Genomic DNA, 16,570 nt, shown 5'->3' on the forward strand with positions numbered 1-16,570 from the left:
CGAAATAATATTGAAGCCCAACAAAAAAATCCATAAACAACTGAATATCAATAGCAAAAAGATTGTTTTTTTTCATACTTTTAGAAAAAACAAAGTGTATGAAAAAAGCGACCTATCAAGACAGAGAAAAAGTTGTAGATATTTTATGTCGAGCATTCATTGATGTTCTGATTCCTAATTCTATCAATTTCGTTGTTAAAAATTCCGGAAATAGATATACAAGACTGAAATCTTTAATGGAATTTCAGTTTGACAAATCAATGTTGTATGGAAATATTTTCCTCAGTAATGATAATAAAGGTTGTATTTTATATCTGGATAGAGAAGGCTCAGGAATAAAAAATATTTTACTGGAAGCAAAATTATTATTTACGTGTATTGGTTTAGACAATATTCTAAAAATATTAAAACGCGAAAAACTTCTGAAAAGTTTTCATCCAAAAGAAAAATTTATTCACTTATGGTTAATGGCTGTTGTTCCGGACCAACAAGGGAATGGAATAGGCACAAAACTTTTAAAAGAATTTTTAGAGATTTACCATAAAGAGCTTATATATGTTGAAACGACAACACTCGAAAATTGTTATTTTTATAAGCAAAATGGCTTTGAAATTTTTCATGAAACATTTGAGCTAGATTATCCTCTTTATTTTTTGAAATATGTTTAATACAGAAATTTGCATTAGTACATTTATCTGTATTTTGATATTTATATTATTAGTTATTATAGTTTCTGTTCAATTAATTCTCGTTTGGAAAAGAAGAGATAGAAATTACTATTTAAAATTTTTATTTTTAATTGTTTCAGGTTTAATTTATAATGTTATTGAAGGCATACTTCCAGACAAAGACTTTAGGATTAATATTATTTCCCAAAATATTTTTGCATGGCTTATAGGTCTAGGAGTCGCTGTTCACTATTTTATTTACATAAAAAGTGAATATGATTTAATCTTTTTCAAAAGGGTCTCATTGAGTGGGATTGGAATGTTTGCTACACTAGCTTTAATATTTTTATTCATACTTCCCTATACAATTACAGGTTCATTGAAAACTTCAAGAACATATTTTCTAAGTTTTATTTTGGCTATATCAATGGTGGCTATTATAATTATTATTAAACAGCAAACTAAAAAAGCTAGGGCTCAAAATAAAATTATATTTAAAATCCATGATTTTATGGGAATATTAAGTTTTCTCGGATTAATAACCTTGCCTTTTACAATATTATTATTTGGAGATAATCAATTCATTGAACAAACATTTTTTAGTATAGGTTTTTTCATTATTGCTGTAGATTATTTTTTATATTCTTTTCGTAAAAAAGAAATCAAAAAAATAATTCCTTTCGAAAAGCTATCAATAAGAGAAACAGAAATTCTAAAATTGCTTTTAGAAGATCCAAATTTGAAATATTCTGAAATCAGTAAGATGTTAAATATCTCTGAAAAAACTTTATCAACCCATTTATCTAATATTTATAAGAAAATTGAAATAAAAAGTAAAAAAGAAATACACGAACTCAGCAAGATTTACAAAAACACGATTACAGATTAAAAACTATAAATCAACACATTTCAAACCCTTAGTATTAACCCTTAGTAATTTAAGGAAGAGTTTAAGGGTAAAAAATTAAAGTTTTAATAGTTAGAGAATTTATGTTTGCATGAGAAACGCAAGTGATGTTTTGTTTGTGCGCACAACAAAAATAAATTGTAGATCTGCAACAGTTCCATGTCGGGAATTGTCTGATAAAATTAATTATTAAAAACTTTAAAATCGTTAAAAATGAAAAATTTGAAACAACTTTCAAGAAAAGAAATGAAATCTTTAACTGGAGCTCAATTAAATCCTAACGAATCTGCTTTTGAAGAAGGAGACGTTGGTTGTGGTTGCGTAGCCGCATTTTGTGTAACAGATAGTAACAAAGACGGAAGCAAATATTGTAGCGCAAGTAATTGCTGCTAATTAAATCTTAAAACTGACAGCAACATTATTACATGTTGCTGTTTTTTTATTAAAAACAAACAAAGATGAATGATAAAAATTATAAAACACTATTAAAATATTTGAGTTACAATAAAATAAATATTGACGATGAGGAATTTAAATTACAGCTTCAAGGTCATCCAGACTTTCCTACTTTATTGTCATATTCTGATACATTAAGATTTTTTAATATTGAAAATAAATCATATCAAGTAACAAATAATGAAATCAATTTGTTACCAGAAAAATTTATTGCGTTAGCTAATGGTGAATTCAGATTTATCGAAAATAAAGAAAGTAATAACTTCTTTTCGGATTGGGATCATATTGTTCTAATAATAAATAGAGTTGAAGAAAAACTTAAAGGTAAACCTAAACTTCCCCTAATAGAAATAGTTTCAACAATATTTATTTTGTCTATTCTGTTGCTTTTTAAGTTAGATTCAACCAATCTTGTTTTGAAAACAATATTTTTTTCTACAACAACTATCGGATTAATTTTAGCATTTGAGGCCTATAAGAAAACACATGGAAAAGGAACAATTATACCTGTAGGAGTTTGCCAAAACAAGGTTTTAAAAACTGATTGCGATTTTGTTTTCAACGCGAAAAGATGGAATATTTTAAAACACATTGATCTGTCAGAAGTTTCCATTATTTTTTTTGCTACCCAAATCTTTTGTTTATTTCTGATGTCACTACTTCAGCAAGCTGAAACATTTTTTAGTATTTATAAAATCGGGCTTTTACTTTTTATTCCTACTGCATGTTTATCAATGTATTATCAAATTTTTATCGTTAAAAAACTTTGTCCGATTTGTCTTGCCATAATTTGTTGTATAGCTATTCAGTTATTGGCATTATATATTTTATTTTCTTACAAAAATTTTAATAGTATAGCCATTTTATTCTATTTATCAGGCTTTGTATCAATTTCTATTGGTCTTTATTATTTGAAAAATAAATTTACAGCATTTCAAAAATTGGAAGATGAAAATAAAAATTATATAAAGTTTAGAAAAAATTTTACTTTTTTTAAAAACAACTTATCTATTCAGAAAGAGTTAATAAATAAAGATTTTTCAAAAGCATTTAAATATGGAAATAGAAACTCTAATATCAATTTGACACTAGTCACTAATCCTTATTGTAAGCATTGTAAATTGTTTTATCCATATTTTATGAGAATAATTAATCATTTATCAGAAAAAATAAGTATTAATATATTATTAGATGTAGATTTTGAAAAACAGCCCAAAGAAATTAATCAAGCTTATATAGAATTAGCCCAAATTTATGATAATGCAGAAGATAAAAATGAGTTTTTAAACGCCTTAGGCGGATGGTATATTTTGCATAATGCCACTAACAAAAAAGAAAATTGGTATAAACAATATTCTAAATATTTCAAGCATGAAGACAAAGCAATTTCTATTTTAAAATATCAAAGAAAATTGCTTAACGAAAATGAAATATATTATACACCAAATATTTTCATTAATAACTTAGAATATCCTTCAGAATATGAAAGATCAGATATTGAATATTTTATATCTGAAATTATAGATGATAATTAAAATTTTTAAATTGCAATTATGAAACAATTTGCTACATTAATACTATGCTTACATACTTTTTTATTGTACTCTCAAAATGATCGATTTATCTATGAAATTAAATTTAAGAAGGATTCAACAACCTATGAGATTACAAAAGAAAATTATAATTTAGATATAACACAGGATGATATTAATTATTACAATAGACTTTATTACATTAATGATTCTATATTCGCCAATGTAAAAAAATATGGTTTTGAAGGATTTAAGTTAACTTCGTTTTTATCAAAAGAAGTTAAAAAACCTTTTTATGAATGTTATGAATATATTGGCGATGTTAATTTTTATAAAATAGACGACTCTGAAACTTTCAACTGGAAAATTTCAGATAGTATAAAAACCATAAATGAATTAAAAGTACAAAGGGCGGAAACAAATTTTGGAGGAAGAAAATGGATTGCTTGGTTCACTCAAGAAATTCCGTTATCGTATGGGCCTTATAAATTTAATGGTCTTCCAGGGCTTATTATTGAAATTTACGACACTCAAAAAGATTACATTTTTAAGCTTATAAAAAGTGAAAAAATTCCCCAAGATTATCAAAGCTATACTTTAGACGGCTTCAAATCCAGAGCGATAAAAACAAATTATAAAAAATTAAATAATTTGAAACTAGAGCTTTACCAAAGCCCTTTCAAATATATTCTAAATGGGAAACTTAGTATTCCCGAAGGAAAAAAGTTACAATTAGAAGATGGCACAATCTTGACAAAAGAACAATTAAAACCAGCAGAAAAAAGTGAAAGAATGAAAATAAGATCATTTAACAATCCTATTGAATTGGATAAGGCAGCTATATATCCTAAGTAAAAACGCTGCAAATCTGCAGCGTTTTTTTATTTGGTTTTGTTCATTTTATCAGCGATCTTCTTTTTCTTATTCCGTTCATAAATAATCTCTACAATCTTTCCTCCAATCCACGAAAACGGGAAAAATGTAAGGAAAATAGAGATCTTATAAAATGTAGGATGGTATGGAAATACAATAACATCCAGCATGGCTATGAACAGCATAATGAAGCCGATAAGGATAGCATATGCCACCTTGGCATACTTTACAATAAGCGCAGTAGCAACTCCTCCTATCGTTGTCCCCAGCCCTGAAATAAACAGCAGAAATCCGAAAAAAGCATTATCGCCTCTCATACTGTAAAGAAATCTCTGCCAATGCTCAAAAGGAGCAAAAGCTTCGAAAGTGACCCATTGCGGAAAAACCCTTATCCCAAGAGTAATAATAAGCCCGGCTATTCCAAGGCCTACAAGAACCGCAATTGTATTTCTTATAAAATTCATTAATCCTGATGTGCAATCATAGAAATTTCAATATCAACATTCTTAGGCAGGCAAGAAACCTGTACAGTTTCACGGGCCGGATAGCTGTCTGCATCAAGATACGAAGCATAAATATCATTCATTACTGCAAAATCGTCCATACTTTTAAGGAAGATCGTAGCTTTCACTACGTTTTTAAACGTCATTCCTGCTTCAGTAAGAATAGCCTCAAGGTTTTTCATTACCTGATGCGTTTCCTTCTCAATTCCCTCTACCAGCTTACCAGTAGCAGGATCTACAGGAATCTGTCCGGAGATATATAACACTCCGTTGGCCATATTAGCTTGTGAGTAAGGCCCGATTGCTGCAGGTGCATTAACTGTGTTGATTATTTGTTTCATATGTGATACTTATTTTTTCAAGGTCATTATAATCACCATTTCATGTATTCGTTTGTCAACAAATTTAGTTAACAGTGATTTCATTAGAATTTATTTTGGTTGCAAATATAAAATTTATATTTACAATTGTCAATCTGATATTAGAAAGGTGCGCTAGGCTCTGTAAAACTTCTGTCTTTGTACTTCAGCGCATCACTTAAGATATTGGCTTTGATCCCGATAAAGAAGTCATATACCTTATACTGCCCGAAAGGAACCCAGTTGAAGTTGATCGTGAAGCTTCGCTGATCTCTGGAAAACCCTATTCTTGTATAGGCAAGATCTTTCGTTACAAGATCAAAGTGCGTACTTCCGTTGATATTCCAGTACGGGGTAAGCTTGATGCTGCCGTCCAGACCTACCGAAGCAATCTTGGTACCAAGGGCCGACAGTCCTTTTGAATAAGCATAGTTGGCATTGATATTTAAAGTCCATGCCTGATCAAAATGGGCATAGTTATCATCATCAAAGTAATAATTTTCATTTCTTACTTCCCCTTTTGCCGGATATTTTTTAGCATAATCCGTTTTTTCGCCAAAGAGTTCGCTGCTCAAAGGATATGATAGCTGCACGTTGAAACCCTGTACACTGAAATGCCCAAACTGTTCCGTTCTTACCCCCTGTGTTGCCCCCGGAGCATAGACGATCTTATAAGGCTCCAGTGAAAGACTGGTATTCACATTTAATTTATTATTGAAGAAAGAAGACTGTCCGTTGATGCTGAATACAGACCATGGATGATCTTTTGCTGCAAAATTGTAATTCCCCGAAAGGTTAAGAGATTCAAAGATCTTTACTTTTTTTACACCGGTAGAATCTGTTTTAGACTTCACTTTCATTTCAATATTGTTTCCAATATTAAAACCTAAGGCACCTACCACCCCACTTGACGGGCTTCCCACAATTCCTTTTTCAAAAATAGAATAAGGGGTTAAAGCTCCTTCTGCATTATAATAGTTTTTATAATATCCGAACCCGGGACTTGAGAAATCCGGTGAATACGTGAAGCTAAGACTTGGCGTCATCATATGTCTTACCGCCTCTACCGCAGAACCTTTTTTAAACTTCAGCATTCCATAAAGAGTGGTCTGAAGACTGGCAGATGAAGAAAATGTAGAATATCCGGCAACATTTTTCTGTATTTCGTCCACATCTGCATTCTTTAAAGGATCATAATATTTTTTAAGTGTTTTCGTCGTTAAAGCGTTATCAATATTCGCACTTAAGCTGAATGTAAAATATTTCGCTACCGTTGTATTGGTACCCAATGCAATATTATTTTTCAGACCCGTCTGCATCTTATCCCACATTGCTTTTGTAAACAGCTCATTTTCCTGCGTACTTACAAAGTTGGTCAGGTTAAAACCTGTGTTTACCGTAATATTTTCAAGAAGTCCCTGTCTTACTCCTGTTTTCGAACCAAACAGATAAAACTGATTGATCGCCACATTCATCTGAGGAAGACGAAGATCTGCCAGTCCGGTTGCAAAGTTTTGAGAATATGATGCTGTTCCGGTAATAGTTGCAGGCAGCTTTAGGAATCTTTTGGTAACGGTTACTGCTGAACTCTGCTGTGTATTCAGGACGTTCTGATTGAAAATATAGTTGTTATTCAGCGAATTGTTATAAAACTTGGTACTAACAATATCTACAGATGCACTGAAGGTCAGGAAAGGATTCGCCTTCGTGTCCTGCGTATGCGTCCATGCTATTCTGTATGTACTGTTTTTTGTATAATCATCCAAACCTTTAATTCCCCTCACCATGGTTCCCACATCCGCTGTAAAAGTTCCGGAATACCTGTATTTCTTCAGATAATTCATCTGCGGCCTTAAATTCCAGCTTCCTTTGGTATAAATATCGGCAAGTACTTTAAGGTCAAAATGCTCTCCTATCGGCTGGTAATAGCCCAGTCCGTTAAGGAAAAAACCCACATCTTCCCTTTCCCCAAAACTTGGGATCAGGATACCGGCTGCCCTTTTATCTGAAAACGGAAGAATAGCAAACGGCATAATAAGAGGAGTCGGCACCTGTTCTATATACATCTGGATAGGGCCCGTAACAATCTGTGATTTATTTTTGGTCTTGATCAGCTTGATATTGGAAGCCCGCATAAAGTAATCCGCTGCCGTATCTTTTTTCTTGATATAATATTCATCTGTTGTATAATCTGCATTTCTCATGGCAAAAACAGAATCATTATACTTTTTGGTTTTCTGTGCTGTGATCACCCCTTCACTTTCTTCTGTTCTTGCATTAAAAGCAATGGCCTGCTTGGTCTTGGTATTGTAGCTGAACTCGTTGGTCTCATACTTCTTACCAGCCTGAGTGGTAATTACAGGTTCTATAATCTTCCCTAAAGAATCCTGTTTTCCGCGGGCGTAAATCAGATTTTTGTTGTCATCGATAGAGATATAATCTGCATCAATCTGCATGTCCTGGTATTTTACCTGGGCATTTTTATTCAGAAATGTCATTTTTTTCGGAACATCTCTTCGCTGATCATCTGCTTTTGTATGAAGAACATCATCTAAAGCTTCTTTTTTTACAACAATGGTATCCTTTTTGGGAATAGTATCATTAACCACATTTTTAGGCAATTTTTCAGGGGTTTTCTGTGCTAAAAAATTGTTAAAAATTAGGATAATTAAAATTTGTAATATATTTTTGAGGACGGTTTTGGCCAATTTTATTCTTTAATTAAGGCTCAAAATTAGTATAATTTTTAAAACTGTAAGATGTACAAACAAAAATTTAAAATAATTTTATCATTTCTCCTTCTTCTTTCGGGCATTTTAATTTTTTCACAAAAGAAATTTACTATCGTTTTAGATGCTGGTCATGGGGGAAGTGACCATGGAGCGAACAGAACTTATGCAGATATCGGAAGGGTTGCAGAAAAAGACGTAACACTTGCCGTTACTCTCAAAGTAGGAGCCATGTTGGAAAAAAACAGAGATTTCAAAGTTATATATACCCGTAAATTTGACGAATACCCTTCTCTTTCGGACAGAACCAATCTGGCCAACAGGAGCAAGGCGGATCTTTTTGTCTCTATACACTGTAATTCTTCACAGAGACCTACAGCCTACGGAACTGAAACTTATGTACAGGGACCCAACCAGAATGATGAAAACCTGGAAGTTGCAAAAAGAGAGAACGATGTGATCTTTCTTGATGAAAAAGACAGACAGACCTTCGGATCTTACAATCCAAGTTCTCCGGAATCTCTTATTGCTTTAAAACTTCAGCAAAATAAATACCTTGAATCAAGTTTGCTCCTTGGCGGACTGGTGGAAGGTAATTTTGTAAACAAGGATAAAAGGTTTTCAAGAGGCGTTTTCCAGAAGAACCTTCACGTCTTGCGTATGAATGCGATGCCTTCTGTTCTGATAGAAACAGGATTTATCAACCATCCCGAAGAAAGCCACTATCTAGCTTCTGACAAGGGACAAACCGAAATTTCGGAAAGCATCTATAATGCGATCATCGATTATAAAAAAGCAATTGACAGAAAAACTGGCGGATCTTCTATTACCACCAGAAAGCCTGAACCTGAAAAGCCTGCTGAATCTCCTTTAAAAAATGATTTCAGAATTTTATTACTGAGTTCGCCAGTCAAGTACAATGACGGAGACCCTGCTTTAAAAGGCTTAAACTATATTCTTCCTATTAAAGATAACGGACAGTACAAATATTACTACGGGGTTACAAATATGGCTTCGATTAGAGATATCAACCTTAAAACAGCCAAAGATGCAGGATTTAGGAATGCTTATGCAGTAGGATTTATGCCTAATCAAAAACTGCTGACAGGCTATTATACCATTGAGGTCTATACAGGCGATAAACTGAATGGCAATTCGTTTATTCTTCAGACACTGAAAGATGTGGAGAGAAATAAAAACAATGGAGTGTTTTATTACACGTATGGTAAAGTATTTACTTTAGAAGATGCTGTTAAGCTTCAAAAAGACCTTGAATCCAAGGGAATCAAGAATACGATTATCCAAAAAGTTTTTAAATAACGTAAAAAATAATTTTGAAGTTAAAAAGTTAATCATTACTTTTGCAACCTCAAAATTTGGCCTATTCGTCTAGTGGTTAGGACTCAAGATTTTCATTCTTGCAACAGGGGTTCGATTCCCCTATAGGCTACCAAATTTGATATCATGCCGGATTTAAAAATACAGGAAGCAAAACTTCTTTTTAAGAAAATCCACTCTAACCCAAAAAGTTATGATTTACAAATCAATGAAGAGGGGATTACAGGCAGAGATGATAAGATAAGTTTCAGACTTTACAGGACGGGAGAAAGGGTTGCCTTTGAAGTAACAATTGACGGACTTTCCTTTACCAATACCACTGGGGAATGGAACAATGCGATGATCATGCTAAGCAGCACGATCAAGAAAATAGAACGAGAACAAGAGAATTTAAAAATAGAACAAGCAATAGATAAACTCAGAAAATACCTGTCAGAAGAAAATTGAAAAATTTTAAAAAATAATTTGGCAGATTAAAAAAAAGTTTATAGTTTTGCACTCACATTTGAACGATATGGCAAATCATAAATCAGCATTAAAAAGAATCAGACAAAACGAAGTTAGAAAAGTTCGTAACAGATATTATCACAAGACTGCTAGAACTGCTCTTAAAGTCTTAAGAAATGAAGAGAACAAAGTTGCTGCTACAGAGCAACTGCCAAAAGTTATCGCTTTATTGGATAAATTAGCTAAAAGAAATATTATCCACAAGAACAAAGCGGCTAACTTGAAAAGCAAATTAACAAAGCACGTTAATAAATTAGCGTAAAAGTATAGTAGGCCCGTTCGTCTATCGGTTAGGACCTCAGATTTTCATTCTGGTAAGAGGGGTTCGATTCCCCTACGGGCTACAAAACTTAATCACCGCTAACCGGGTGGTTAATAAGAGTTGAAACTTATAAAAACAAAAAATCTAACCCGCTAATTTATTAGTGTTAGATAGATGGCCCGTTCGTCTATCGGTTAGGACCTCAGATTTTCATTCTGGTAAGAGGGGTTCGATTCCCCTACGGGCTACTTAAAAACAAAAACTCTGGTATATTTATCAGAGTTTTTTTGCTGTTAATATTTCGGGGTTCTTGAATTCTTCTTATACGATGCTGTCCAAAATCTATTTACATTTTTAAATTCAACCTGTTTCAGCTTCAGTCATCATTTCAATAAATATGGATCTGGATTAAGAATTACGGTAAAGTCACAGATCTGTACATTAATTTTCTGCAGGGAAACTATAATTTGTAGTTTTGTATTATTCAAAAATAAAAAATATGGCATTTATTAACGATTTAGGTAAGATTATTGTTTTTTTGTTTTTATTGTTGAGTGCCTTTCTCATTACCGCAAAATCCGAAAGAAAATTACCCTATTATTTATTTGCTGCTTTTCTCCTGATATCTGTGATAGATTTTTCCGGTCTTTTCATATCACCACCAGACTTTAAAATAATCAAAAGCGGGAAACTGGCCAGCGTTCTGCTGCAGATGCCTCTCTATTATTTATATGTCAACTCAGCCTGTTATTATAATTTCAAACTTCATAAAAAGCATCTTTTGCACGGACTCCCGTTCTTATTCTTTTTTTGTTTCTTCAGTATTACAGGAATTTCAAAACAAGGCTATCAGGTATTTGATGTCATAGCTGTCATTCAATATTACTGCTACATCATTGCTGTATTTTTGTTGTTGAGGAACTTCAGACAATTATATCAGGATAATTATTCCAGTAATCATCACCTTACTTACAAATGGCTGATGCAAACCACTCTACTTTTTGTGATTGGAAACATCTTCGTTCTTATCAGAGGTTTTGTAGAGAATGATAGTACTGTTTATAACTATTTATTGACCTTCACATCCCTGTTTGTCTTATTTGTGATCACCCGGTTTGTACTGAACGCCTTATACCGGCCTAATCTGTTTGCAGGAATCAATAAGGATCTGACTACTGTAAAACAGAAAAGTGAAGTGAGGCAGGAACCGGAACAATTGAAAAACCTTCTCCAGTTTATGGAAACAGAAAAGCCTTATTTAGATGATAAGCTGACCTTGCAGAAACTGGCCGAACAAATCAATTTACCTGAAAAGCAATTATCAGCGTTAATCAATCAGCATACCGGCAGGCATTTTTTCGACTTTATCAATGAATTTAGAATTAATGATGCCAAAACTCTTCTCAAGGAACAGTCTAAGCTAACTGTACTGGAAGTCCTGTATGAAGTGGGCTTCAACTCAAAATCTTCATTTTATACCGCATTTAAGAAGGAAACCAAGCTAACACCTACAGACTACAGAAAATCAATATTTTAGACAGTGTCTGATTTTAAAATCGGACTGTTTTTATGATGCAAAATCAGTCCGGCTTCCGATAATCGGATATTTATTCTATTCTAAATTTCCAGATTTGCTTCATCATTTAAAAAGTAATCATGAAGCTATCAATCAAATGGGCGCTGTTCTTTTTTTCCATGCTGAATTCCGGACTATACTCTGCCCAATCCCAACAAAAAGATCCGATCAGAAGGACGGACTCTCTATTAAATACCTATAAACAGGTAAATGCTCCGGGGATGGCCGTTGCCATCATAAAAAACGGGAAAGTAATCTATAAGAAAACCTATGGACTGGCTAACCTGGAAAATAAAACTCCGGTAACAGATTCCACAGCCTTTAATATTGCATCGGTTTCCAAGCAGTTCACTGCATTCATTGCCCTTTTGGCTGAACAGGAAGGAAAGTTATCATTAGATGACGACATTAAAACCTATCTGCCGGAACTGAGCCATCTTCCTCATAAAATTACCGTCCGTCAATTGGCCAATCACACCCACGGATTACCCAATTTTACAGAGATAAAAAAACTACAGGGATTTGGAGATGAATTTAAGCTAACCAACGACGAAGGAGTCCAGACGATTCTAAATATTAAAAGCATCAACTTCTCTCCAGGGGAAAACTACCAATATAACAATACGGGTTTTACATTACTTGCTGAAATTCTTCACAGGGTTTATAAAAAGGATTTTAAGCAAATCGCAAAGGAATCTATTTTTGATCCATTGCAAATGAAAAATACTATGGTAATAGATGATCCCGATACCATCATACCGAACACAGCCGAATCCTACCGGCTAAAAGGTAACTCTTTTTTGAAGTTTCCTATCGCACAAATGGTAGATGGCTCATCCAATATTTATACAACACTGGATGACCTGTCTAAGTGGGCAGCCAATTTTCAGAATCCTGCTCAGGGAAACCGCGAAATTTATGATAAAATGCAAAAGAATACAGTGCTTAATGCAGGCAAAATTATAGAATATGGGCTGGGATTACAAACTGAAAGATATAAAGGTCTGGATATTGTTTTTCATGGTGGCGGTACCGTTGGATATCGTGCCTATATCCTTCATGTTCCTTCTGAACAGTTTTCTATTGTATTCCTTGGGAACAAACAGGGTTTTGAAGGTTTGCAGATTGCCTATCAGTTGGTAGACTTTTTTCTCGCCAATCAACAGAGAAGTCCCGGGCTGCCGCAAAAAACTGCTTATACTCTATCTGAACTCAGGGAATTTGAGGGAGTTTACGAACTTAATCCCGGAAATTATCTTGAAATATCGACAAAAGGAAAAGATCTTTATGTGGGGACCTATAACCAGAAAGACAAGGAGCCTCTGCAGCTCATCGGGCATAGTCAATTTAAGATTATGTCTATTCCTACAGCAACCTTAACTTTCCATAGCAAGTCAGTTACTTTTAGAATTGCTGATTTTACCTACACCGCCAAAAAGGTAATTCTACATCTTCCTAAAGTTGAGAAAACAGATTTGAAACAGTTCGCAGGTTTCTACAGGAATAGTGAATTCAATACAATCTACCAGCTAGCTATTGAAAATAATAAGCTTATTGCAAAGCATCCCTTGAACGGTGACATTGAATTGTATCCATTCAATCCTACAAGCTTCTATTCAACGACAGAGTACTTCGGGAGACTGGATTTTAAGTTTGATAAAAACAATAAAGTCACCCAATTTATGCTATCGGGAGCAAATATCTTAAATATTGAATTTAAAAAAATAAACTAGTTTAATTTACATCAATTAACGGGGCTGTCTCTCCATTACGACAGCCCCTTTCCTAGGGATGAGCTTCCAGATATAACTTCGGAACTTATTCAATTTCGAATTTTTTCTATATTTTAATATGATTCGGAAATAGGTAAGATATTTATGAAAAAAGTTATACCTTTGCAATCATCAGATGATAAGATGTATATGCAGATTCAAAGAAAAACATTAGCTCAGGAGGTCGCAGAAAGATTAATTCAGGGAATTACCGATGAAGAATATGCAGTGGGAGATAAACTTCCGACTGAGCCTGAACTGATGAAAATATATGGCGTAGGACGGTCGAGCATCCGCGAAGCCATAAAAATTTTATCGATAAAAGGAGTCCTGAGTGTACAGCAAGGTGTGGGTACATTTGTTACGTCCAAGAATATCCAGGAATCACTGGAAACCCAGATCAACAAAGCTGAATTCAATGAAGTATATGAAGTACGTTCTCTCTTAGACTCAAAGATAGCAGCAAGAGCAGCAGTTCACCGCAGCGAAAAGGAACTGAAGACCATTAAAATGTATCTGGATCTCAGGAATAAGTCTGCAGAAGAAAATCAGGCATTGGAATGCTATCAGGCTGATATCAGCTTTCATATATCTATTGCTGAGGCCTGTGGTAATAACCTTTTAAAAGAAATTTACAAAATCGCAAGTAAACACATTCTCAGAACTTTTGAAATCAGTCACAACAACAATACAGACTCTTTTAAACTTTCACAAAAAATACATGCCGATCTTTACAGTTCTATTGAGAATAAAGATCCTGAAAATGCAGCCCGTATTGCCCAACTTATCGTGGACAGGGTATACTAAAATAAATTTTTAACAAAATTCATCAGATGACATGATGAATTTAAAATTACAATTCATGAAAAATCCACAAACGCAGAGCATTGATACCAACAAAATTGTTTACCCTATCTTGTTTATGATCAGTTTTTCTCACTTTTTAAATGATCTGATACAATCTACTATCCCATCATTGTATCCTATTCTAAAAGGCGAATTCAGCCTGTCTTTTGCTCAGATAGGCATCATTACACTAGTGTTTCAGCTTACAGCATCTATTTTACAGCCGTTTGTTGGGATTTATACTGATAAAAGGCCCAATCCAAGATCTCTGGCAGTAGGAATGGGATTATCCATGGCCGGACTATTACTTTTGGCAGCAGCACATCAATATTATATGATCCTGATTTCAGTTGCATTAATCGGGATGGGATCTTCCATTTTTCATCCTGAGGCTTCCAGGGTTGCACAATTGGCGTCCGGTGGACAAAAAGGACTTGCCCAATCCATTTTTCAGGTAGGAGGAAATTCAGGAAGTGCTATCGGCCCTCTATTGGTTGCTTTAGTTGTACTCCCATTGGGGCAGGGCTATGTGAGTCTTTTTGCTATTGCTGCTTTTATAGGAATTATAGTATTATGGAGAATTGGGAATTGGTATGCCGAAAAGTTGTCTCTAAAAAAAACAGCTCAGCATTCCAGTAATATTATAACCGTAGAACTATCCCGCAAAAAAGTTATATTTTCTATTACAGTTCTGCTGGCACTGGTATTTTCCAAATATATTTATTTAGCATCAATGACTAATTATTTTACGTTCTTTCTCATTGATAAATTTCATATTTCAGTAAAAGATTCTCAGTTGTACTTGTTTATGTTTCTTGCAGCGGTTGCTGTCGGAACAATTTTAGGTGGAAGACTTGGTGATAAATACGGTAGAAAGAAAATCATCTGGGTTTCCATACTTGGAGCAGCTCCTTTCACTCTTTGCCTTCCCTATCTTCCCTTATTATGGACCGTGGTATGTGCGGTTATAATCGGCTTAATTATCGCTTCAGCATTTTCTGCTATTTTGGTATATGCCACAGACCTTTTACCCAACAAAATTGGATTGGTAGCGGGATTGTTTTTTGGTTTTATGTTTGGAATGGGTGGAATCGGTTCTGCGGTATTGGGTGCTTTAGCCGATGATACAAGCATTGAATATGTATTTAAAATCTGTGCCTTTTTGCCTCTAATGGGGATAATAACTGCTTTTCTTCCTAATATTAAGGGACGAAAAAAATAATTTCTTTGAAAGAAGGGTTTCATGAAAACCTGATGAGCTAACAGAGAGAGTATCTGATAAATCTTTGTGAGATATTTAAAGATTACATAACAATTTGTAATTCACATTAAATAGAAATAATATTGCTCATATACACTTTTATGCTTAAATTTGGGTTGAACATTAACCAAAAAACTCTACAGCATGAAATCTATTCTATTTTCAAAGGGTCGTTTTTTTCAGGCCGCATTATTTTTAACCTTTCTATTTCAATCGGGTAATACACAGGCCCAAAACAGGATCTATGCCCATGATCAGCTCTCCAATGTGTATGGAGTATGCCTGGGCTGTGCCGTACAGAATCCTTTAAATGCCCTGGGAGATAACGAAGATAACTATTCTACCATGGTCATGGGTACCGTTTTATTGGGAGGCGTTGAACAGACGCTGAGATTTCCTGAAGTGAGGCTTAATACTAAATTGGTTATCGGCATCGGTACCAATAACATTCCTCTGACTGTTCAGCTCTTAAGCGGCGTATATATAGAAACACTAAGCGGAACAACAGCCAATAATGACAGCCAAATGGTAACCGGCAACTTGCTGAAGCTTTCAGACAATCCTGCCAGGGCAACTATTGAATTTGTTCCTGTCAGCTCATATGACGCAGTTAAAATAAGGCTGAGTGGTGGCGTACTGAGTCTGGGTGGCGGATTCAGAGTGTATTATGCATACCAGGATCCTCTTTCCACCATTATGGCTTACAGTAAAGGCGGACAAATTACTTTGGGAGGCACTGTTCCATTCGAGGGGTCTGAAGTTACCCTAAGAAATACTTCCGGCAAAGAGGTACACAGATCTACCCTTCGCTCCAAAACCTTTGAGTTATCTTCTCCACAGCCTGAAGGAGTTTATATCCTGACCGTAGAAACGAAAGACAAAAAGACTTATTCACGTAAGATCAGAATCAATAATTAAAGAATAAAATATATCAGAGAATCGGGGGGGGGTTTAGTCACCCCGAATATAGTTTTATAATCC

At 34.2% G+C, this 16,570-nt stretch carries 16 protein-coding genes and 3 tRNA genes; 16 read left to right on the forward strand and 3 right to left on the reverse strand.

Translation table 11 applies throughout. The features are described 5' to 3' along the window. The first annotated feature begins 98 nt into the window (after positions 1–98). The 5 genes from J4Q03_RS13340 (at position 99) to J4Q03_RS13360 (ending at position 4,418) form a co-directional block, all read left to right on the forward strand. Positions 99–668 (forward strand): GNAT family N-acetyltransferase, encoded by a 570-nt coding sequence (locus J4Q03_RS13340; RefSeq protein WP_426048629.1) that lies wholly within the window; start codon positions 99–101, stop codon positions 666–668. Continuing rightward, the gene (locus J4Q03_RS13345) at positions 661–1,557 is read left to right on the forward strand and encodes a LuxR C-terminal-related transcriptional regulator (RefSeq protein WP_426048630.1); all 897 of its coding nucleotides are present in this window, start codon (positions 661–663) and stop codon (positions 1,555–1,557) included. Before J4Q03_RS13340 ends, J4Q03_RS13345 begins: the two co-directional genes overlap by 8 nt. Positions 1,558–1,788: 231 nt before the next feature. Continuing rightward, a complete protein-coding gene (locus tag J4Q03_RS13350) occupies positions 1,789–1,968 on the forward strand; it encodes a bacteriocin-like protein (protein WP_426048631.1) in 180 nt (59 codons plus the stop codon). 65 nt (positions 1,969–2,033) lie between these two features. Continuing rightward, positions 2,034–3,566 (forward strand): vitamin K epoxide reductase family protein, encoded by a 1,533-nt coding sequence (locus tag J4Q03_RS13355; RefSeq protein WP_426048632.1) that lies wholly within the window; start codon positions 2,034–2,036, stop codon positions 3,564–3,566. A gap of 18 nt (positions 3,567–3,584) precedes the next feature. Further along, entirely contained in the window at positions 3,585–4,418 is an 834-nt protein-coding gene (locus J4Q03_RS13360) for a GLPGLI family protein (protein ID WP_426048633.1), read from the forward strand. 26 nt (positions 4,419–4,444) lie between these two features. Here J4Q03_RS13360 and J4Q03_RS13365 read toward each other — a convergent pair whose 3' ends face one another. The 3 genes from J4Q03_RS13365 to J4Q03_RS13375 all read right to left on the reverse strand — a co-directional run bounded on the left by J4Q03_RS13365 (position 4,445) and on the right by J4Q03_RS13375 (position 8,006). Continuing rightward, positions 4,445–4,900 (reverse strand): hypothetical protein, encoded by a 456-nt coding sequence (locus J4Q03_RS13365; RefSeq protein WP_426048634.1) that lies wholly within the window; start codon positions 4,898–4,900, stop codon positions 4,445–4,447. After that, positions 4,900–5,280 (reverse strand): RidA family protein, encoded by a 381-nt coding sequence (locus J4Q03_RS13370; RefSeq protein WP_062700765.1) that lies wholly within the window; start codon positions 5,278–5,280, stop codon positions 4,900–4,902. Before J4Q03_RS13370 ends, J4Q03_RS13365 begins: the two co-directional genes overlap by 1 nt. A 140-nt stretch (positions 5,281–5,420) precedes the next feature. After that, a complete protein-coding gene (locus tag J4Q03_RS13375) occupies positions 5,421–8,006 on the reverse strand; it encodes a putative LPS assembly protein LptD (protein ID WP_426048635.1) in 2,586 nt (861 codons plus the stop codon). Between the two features lie 51 nt (positions 8,007–8,057). On the opposite strand from J4Q03_RS13375, the gene J4Q03_RS13380 reads away from it, so the two are divergent. The 11 genes from J4Q03_RS13380 to J4Q03_RS13430 all read left to right on the forward strand — a co-directional run bounded on the left by J4Q03_RS13380 (position 8,058) and on the right by J4Q03_RS13430 (position 16,507). Next, the gene (locus tag J4Q03_RS13380) at positions 8,058–9,347 is read left to right on the forward strand and encodes an N-acetylmuramoyl-L-alanine amidase family protein (RefSeq protein ID WP_426048636.1); all 1,290 of its coding nucleotides are present in this window, start codon (positions 8,058–8,060) and stop codon (positions 9,345–9,347) included. Positions 9,348–9,405: 58 nt separating this feature from the next. After that, positions 9,406–9,480: transfer RNA gene (locus tag J4Q03_RS13385), tRNA-Glu, on the forward strand. Positions 9,481–9,491: 11 nt separating this feature from the next. Further along, complete coding sequence (locus J4Q03_RS13390) at positions 9,492–9,812, forward strand: hypothetical protein (protein ID WP_111957012.1); 321 nt, start codon at positions 9,492–9,494, stop codon at positions 9,810–9,812. 67 nt (positions 9,813–9,879) lie between these two features. After that, positions 9,880–10,134, forward strand: a complete 255-nt coding sequence (gene rpsT / locus J4Q03_RS13395) for a 30S ribosomal protein S20 (protein ID WP_426048637.1) — start codon at positions 9,880–9,882, stop codon at positions 10,132–10,134. A 10-nt stretch (positions 10,135–10,144) separates the two neighbouring features. Then, positions 10,145–10,216, forward strand: a tRNA-Glu gene (locus J4Q03_RS13400). A 94-nt stretch (positions 10,217–10,310) separates the two neighbouring features. After that, positions 10,311–10,382 (forward strand) — tRNA-Glu (locus J4Q03_RS13405). Between the two features lie 251 nt (positions 10,383–10,633). Beyond that, the gene (locus J4Q03_RS13410; protein WP_426048638.1) at positions 10,634–11,671 is read left to right on the forward strand and encodes a helix-turn-helix domain-containing protein; all 1,038 of its coding nucleotides are present in this window, start codon (positions 10,634–10,636) and stop codon (positions 11,669–11,671) included. A 119-nt stretch (positions 11,672–11,790) separates the two neighbouring features. Beyond that, positions 11,791–13,443, forward strand: a complete 1,653-nt coding sequence (locus J4Q03_RS13415; RefSeq protein ID WP_426048639.1) for a serine hydrolase domain-containing protein — start codon at positions 11,791–11,793, stop codon at positions 13,441–13,443. Positions 13,444–13,587: 144 nt separating this feature from the next. Further along, complete coding sequence (locus tag J4Q03_RS13420) at positions 13,588–14,289, forward strand: FadR/GntR family transcriptional regulator (RefSeq protein ID WP_426048640.1); 702 nt, start codon at positions 13,588–13,590, stop codon at positions 14,287–14,289. Positions 14,290–14,344: 55 nt separating this feature from the next. Then, a complete protein-coding gene (locus J4Q03_RS13425; protein ID WP_426048641.1) occupies positions 14,345–15,550 on the forward strand; it encodes an MFS transporter in 1,206 nt (401 codons plus the stop codon). 183 nt (positions 15,551–15,733) lie between these two features. Continuing rightward, complete coding sequence (locus J4Q03_RS13430) at positions 15,734–16,507, forward strand: T9SS type A sorting domain-containing protein (protein ID WP_426048642.1); 774 nt, start codon at positions 15,734–15,736, stop codon at positions 16,505–16,507. Positions 16,508–16,570 lie beyond the last annotated feature (63 nt).

The sequence above is a fragment of the Chryseobacterium sp. NFX27 genome (assembly GCF_049887855.1).
In the GTDB taxonomy this organism is placed as follows: Bacteria; Bacteroidota; Bacteroidia; order Flavobacteriales; family Weeksellaceae; genus Chryseobacterium.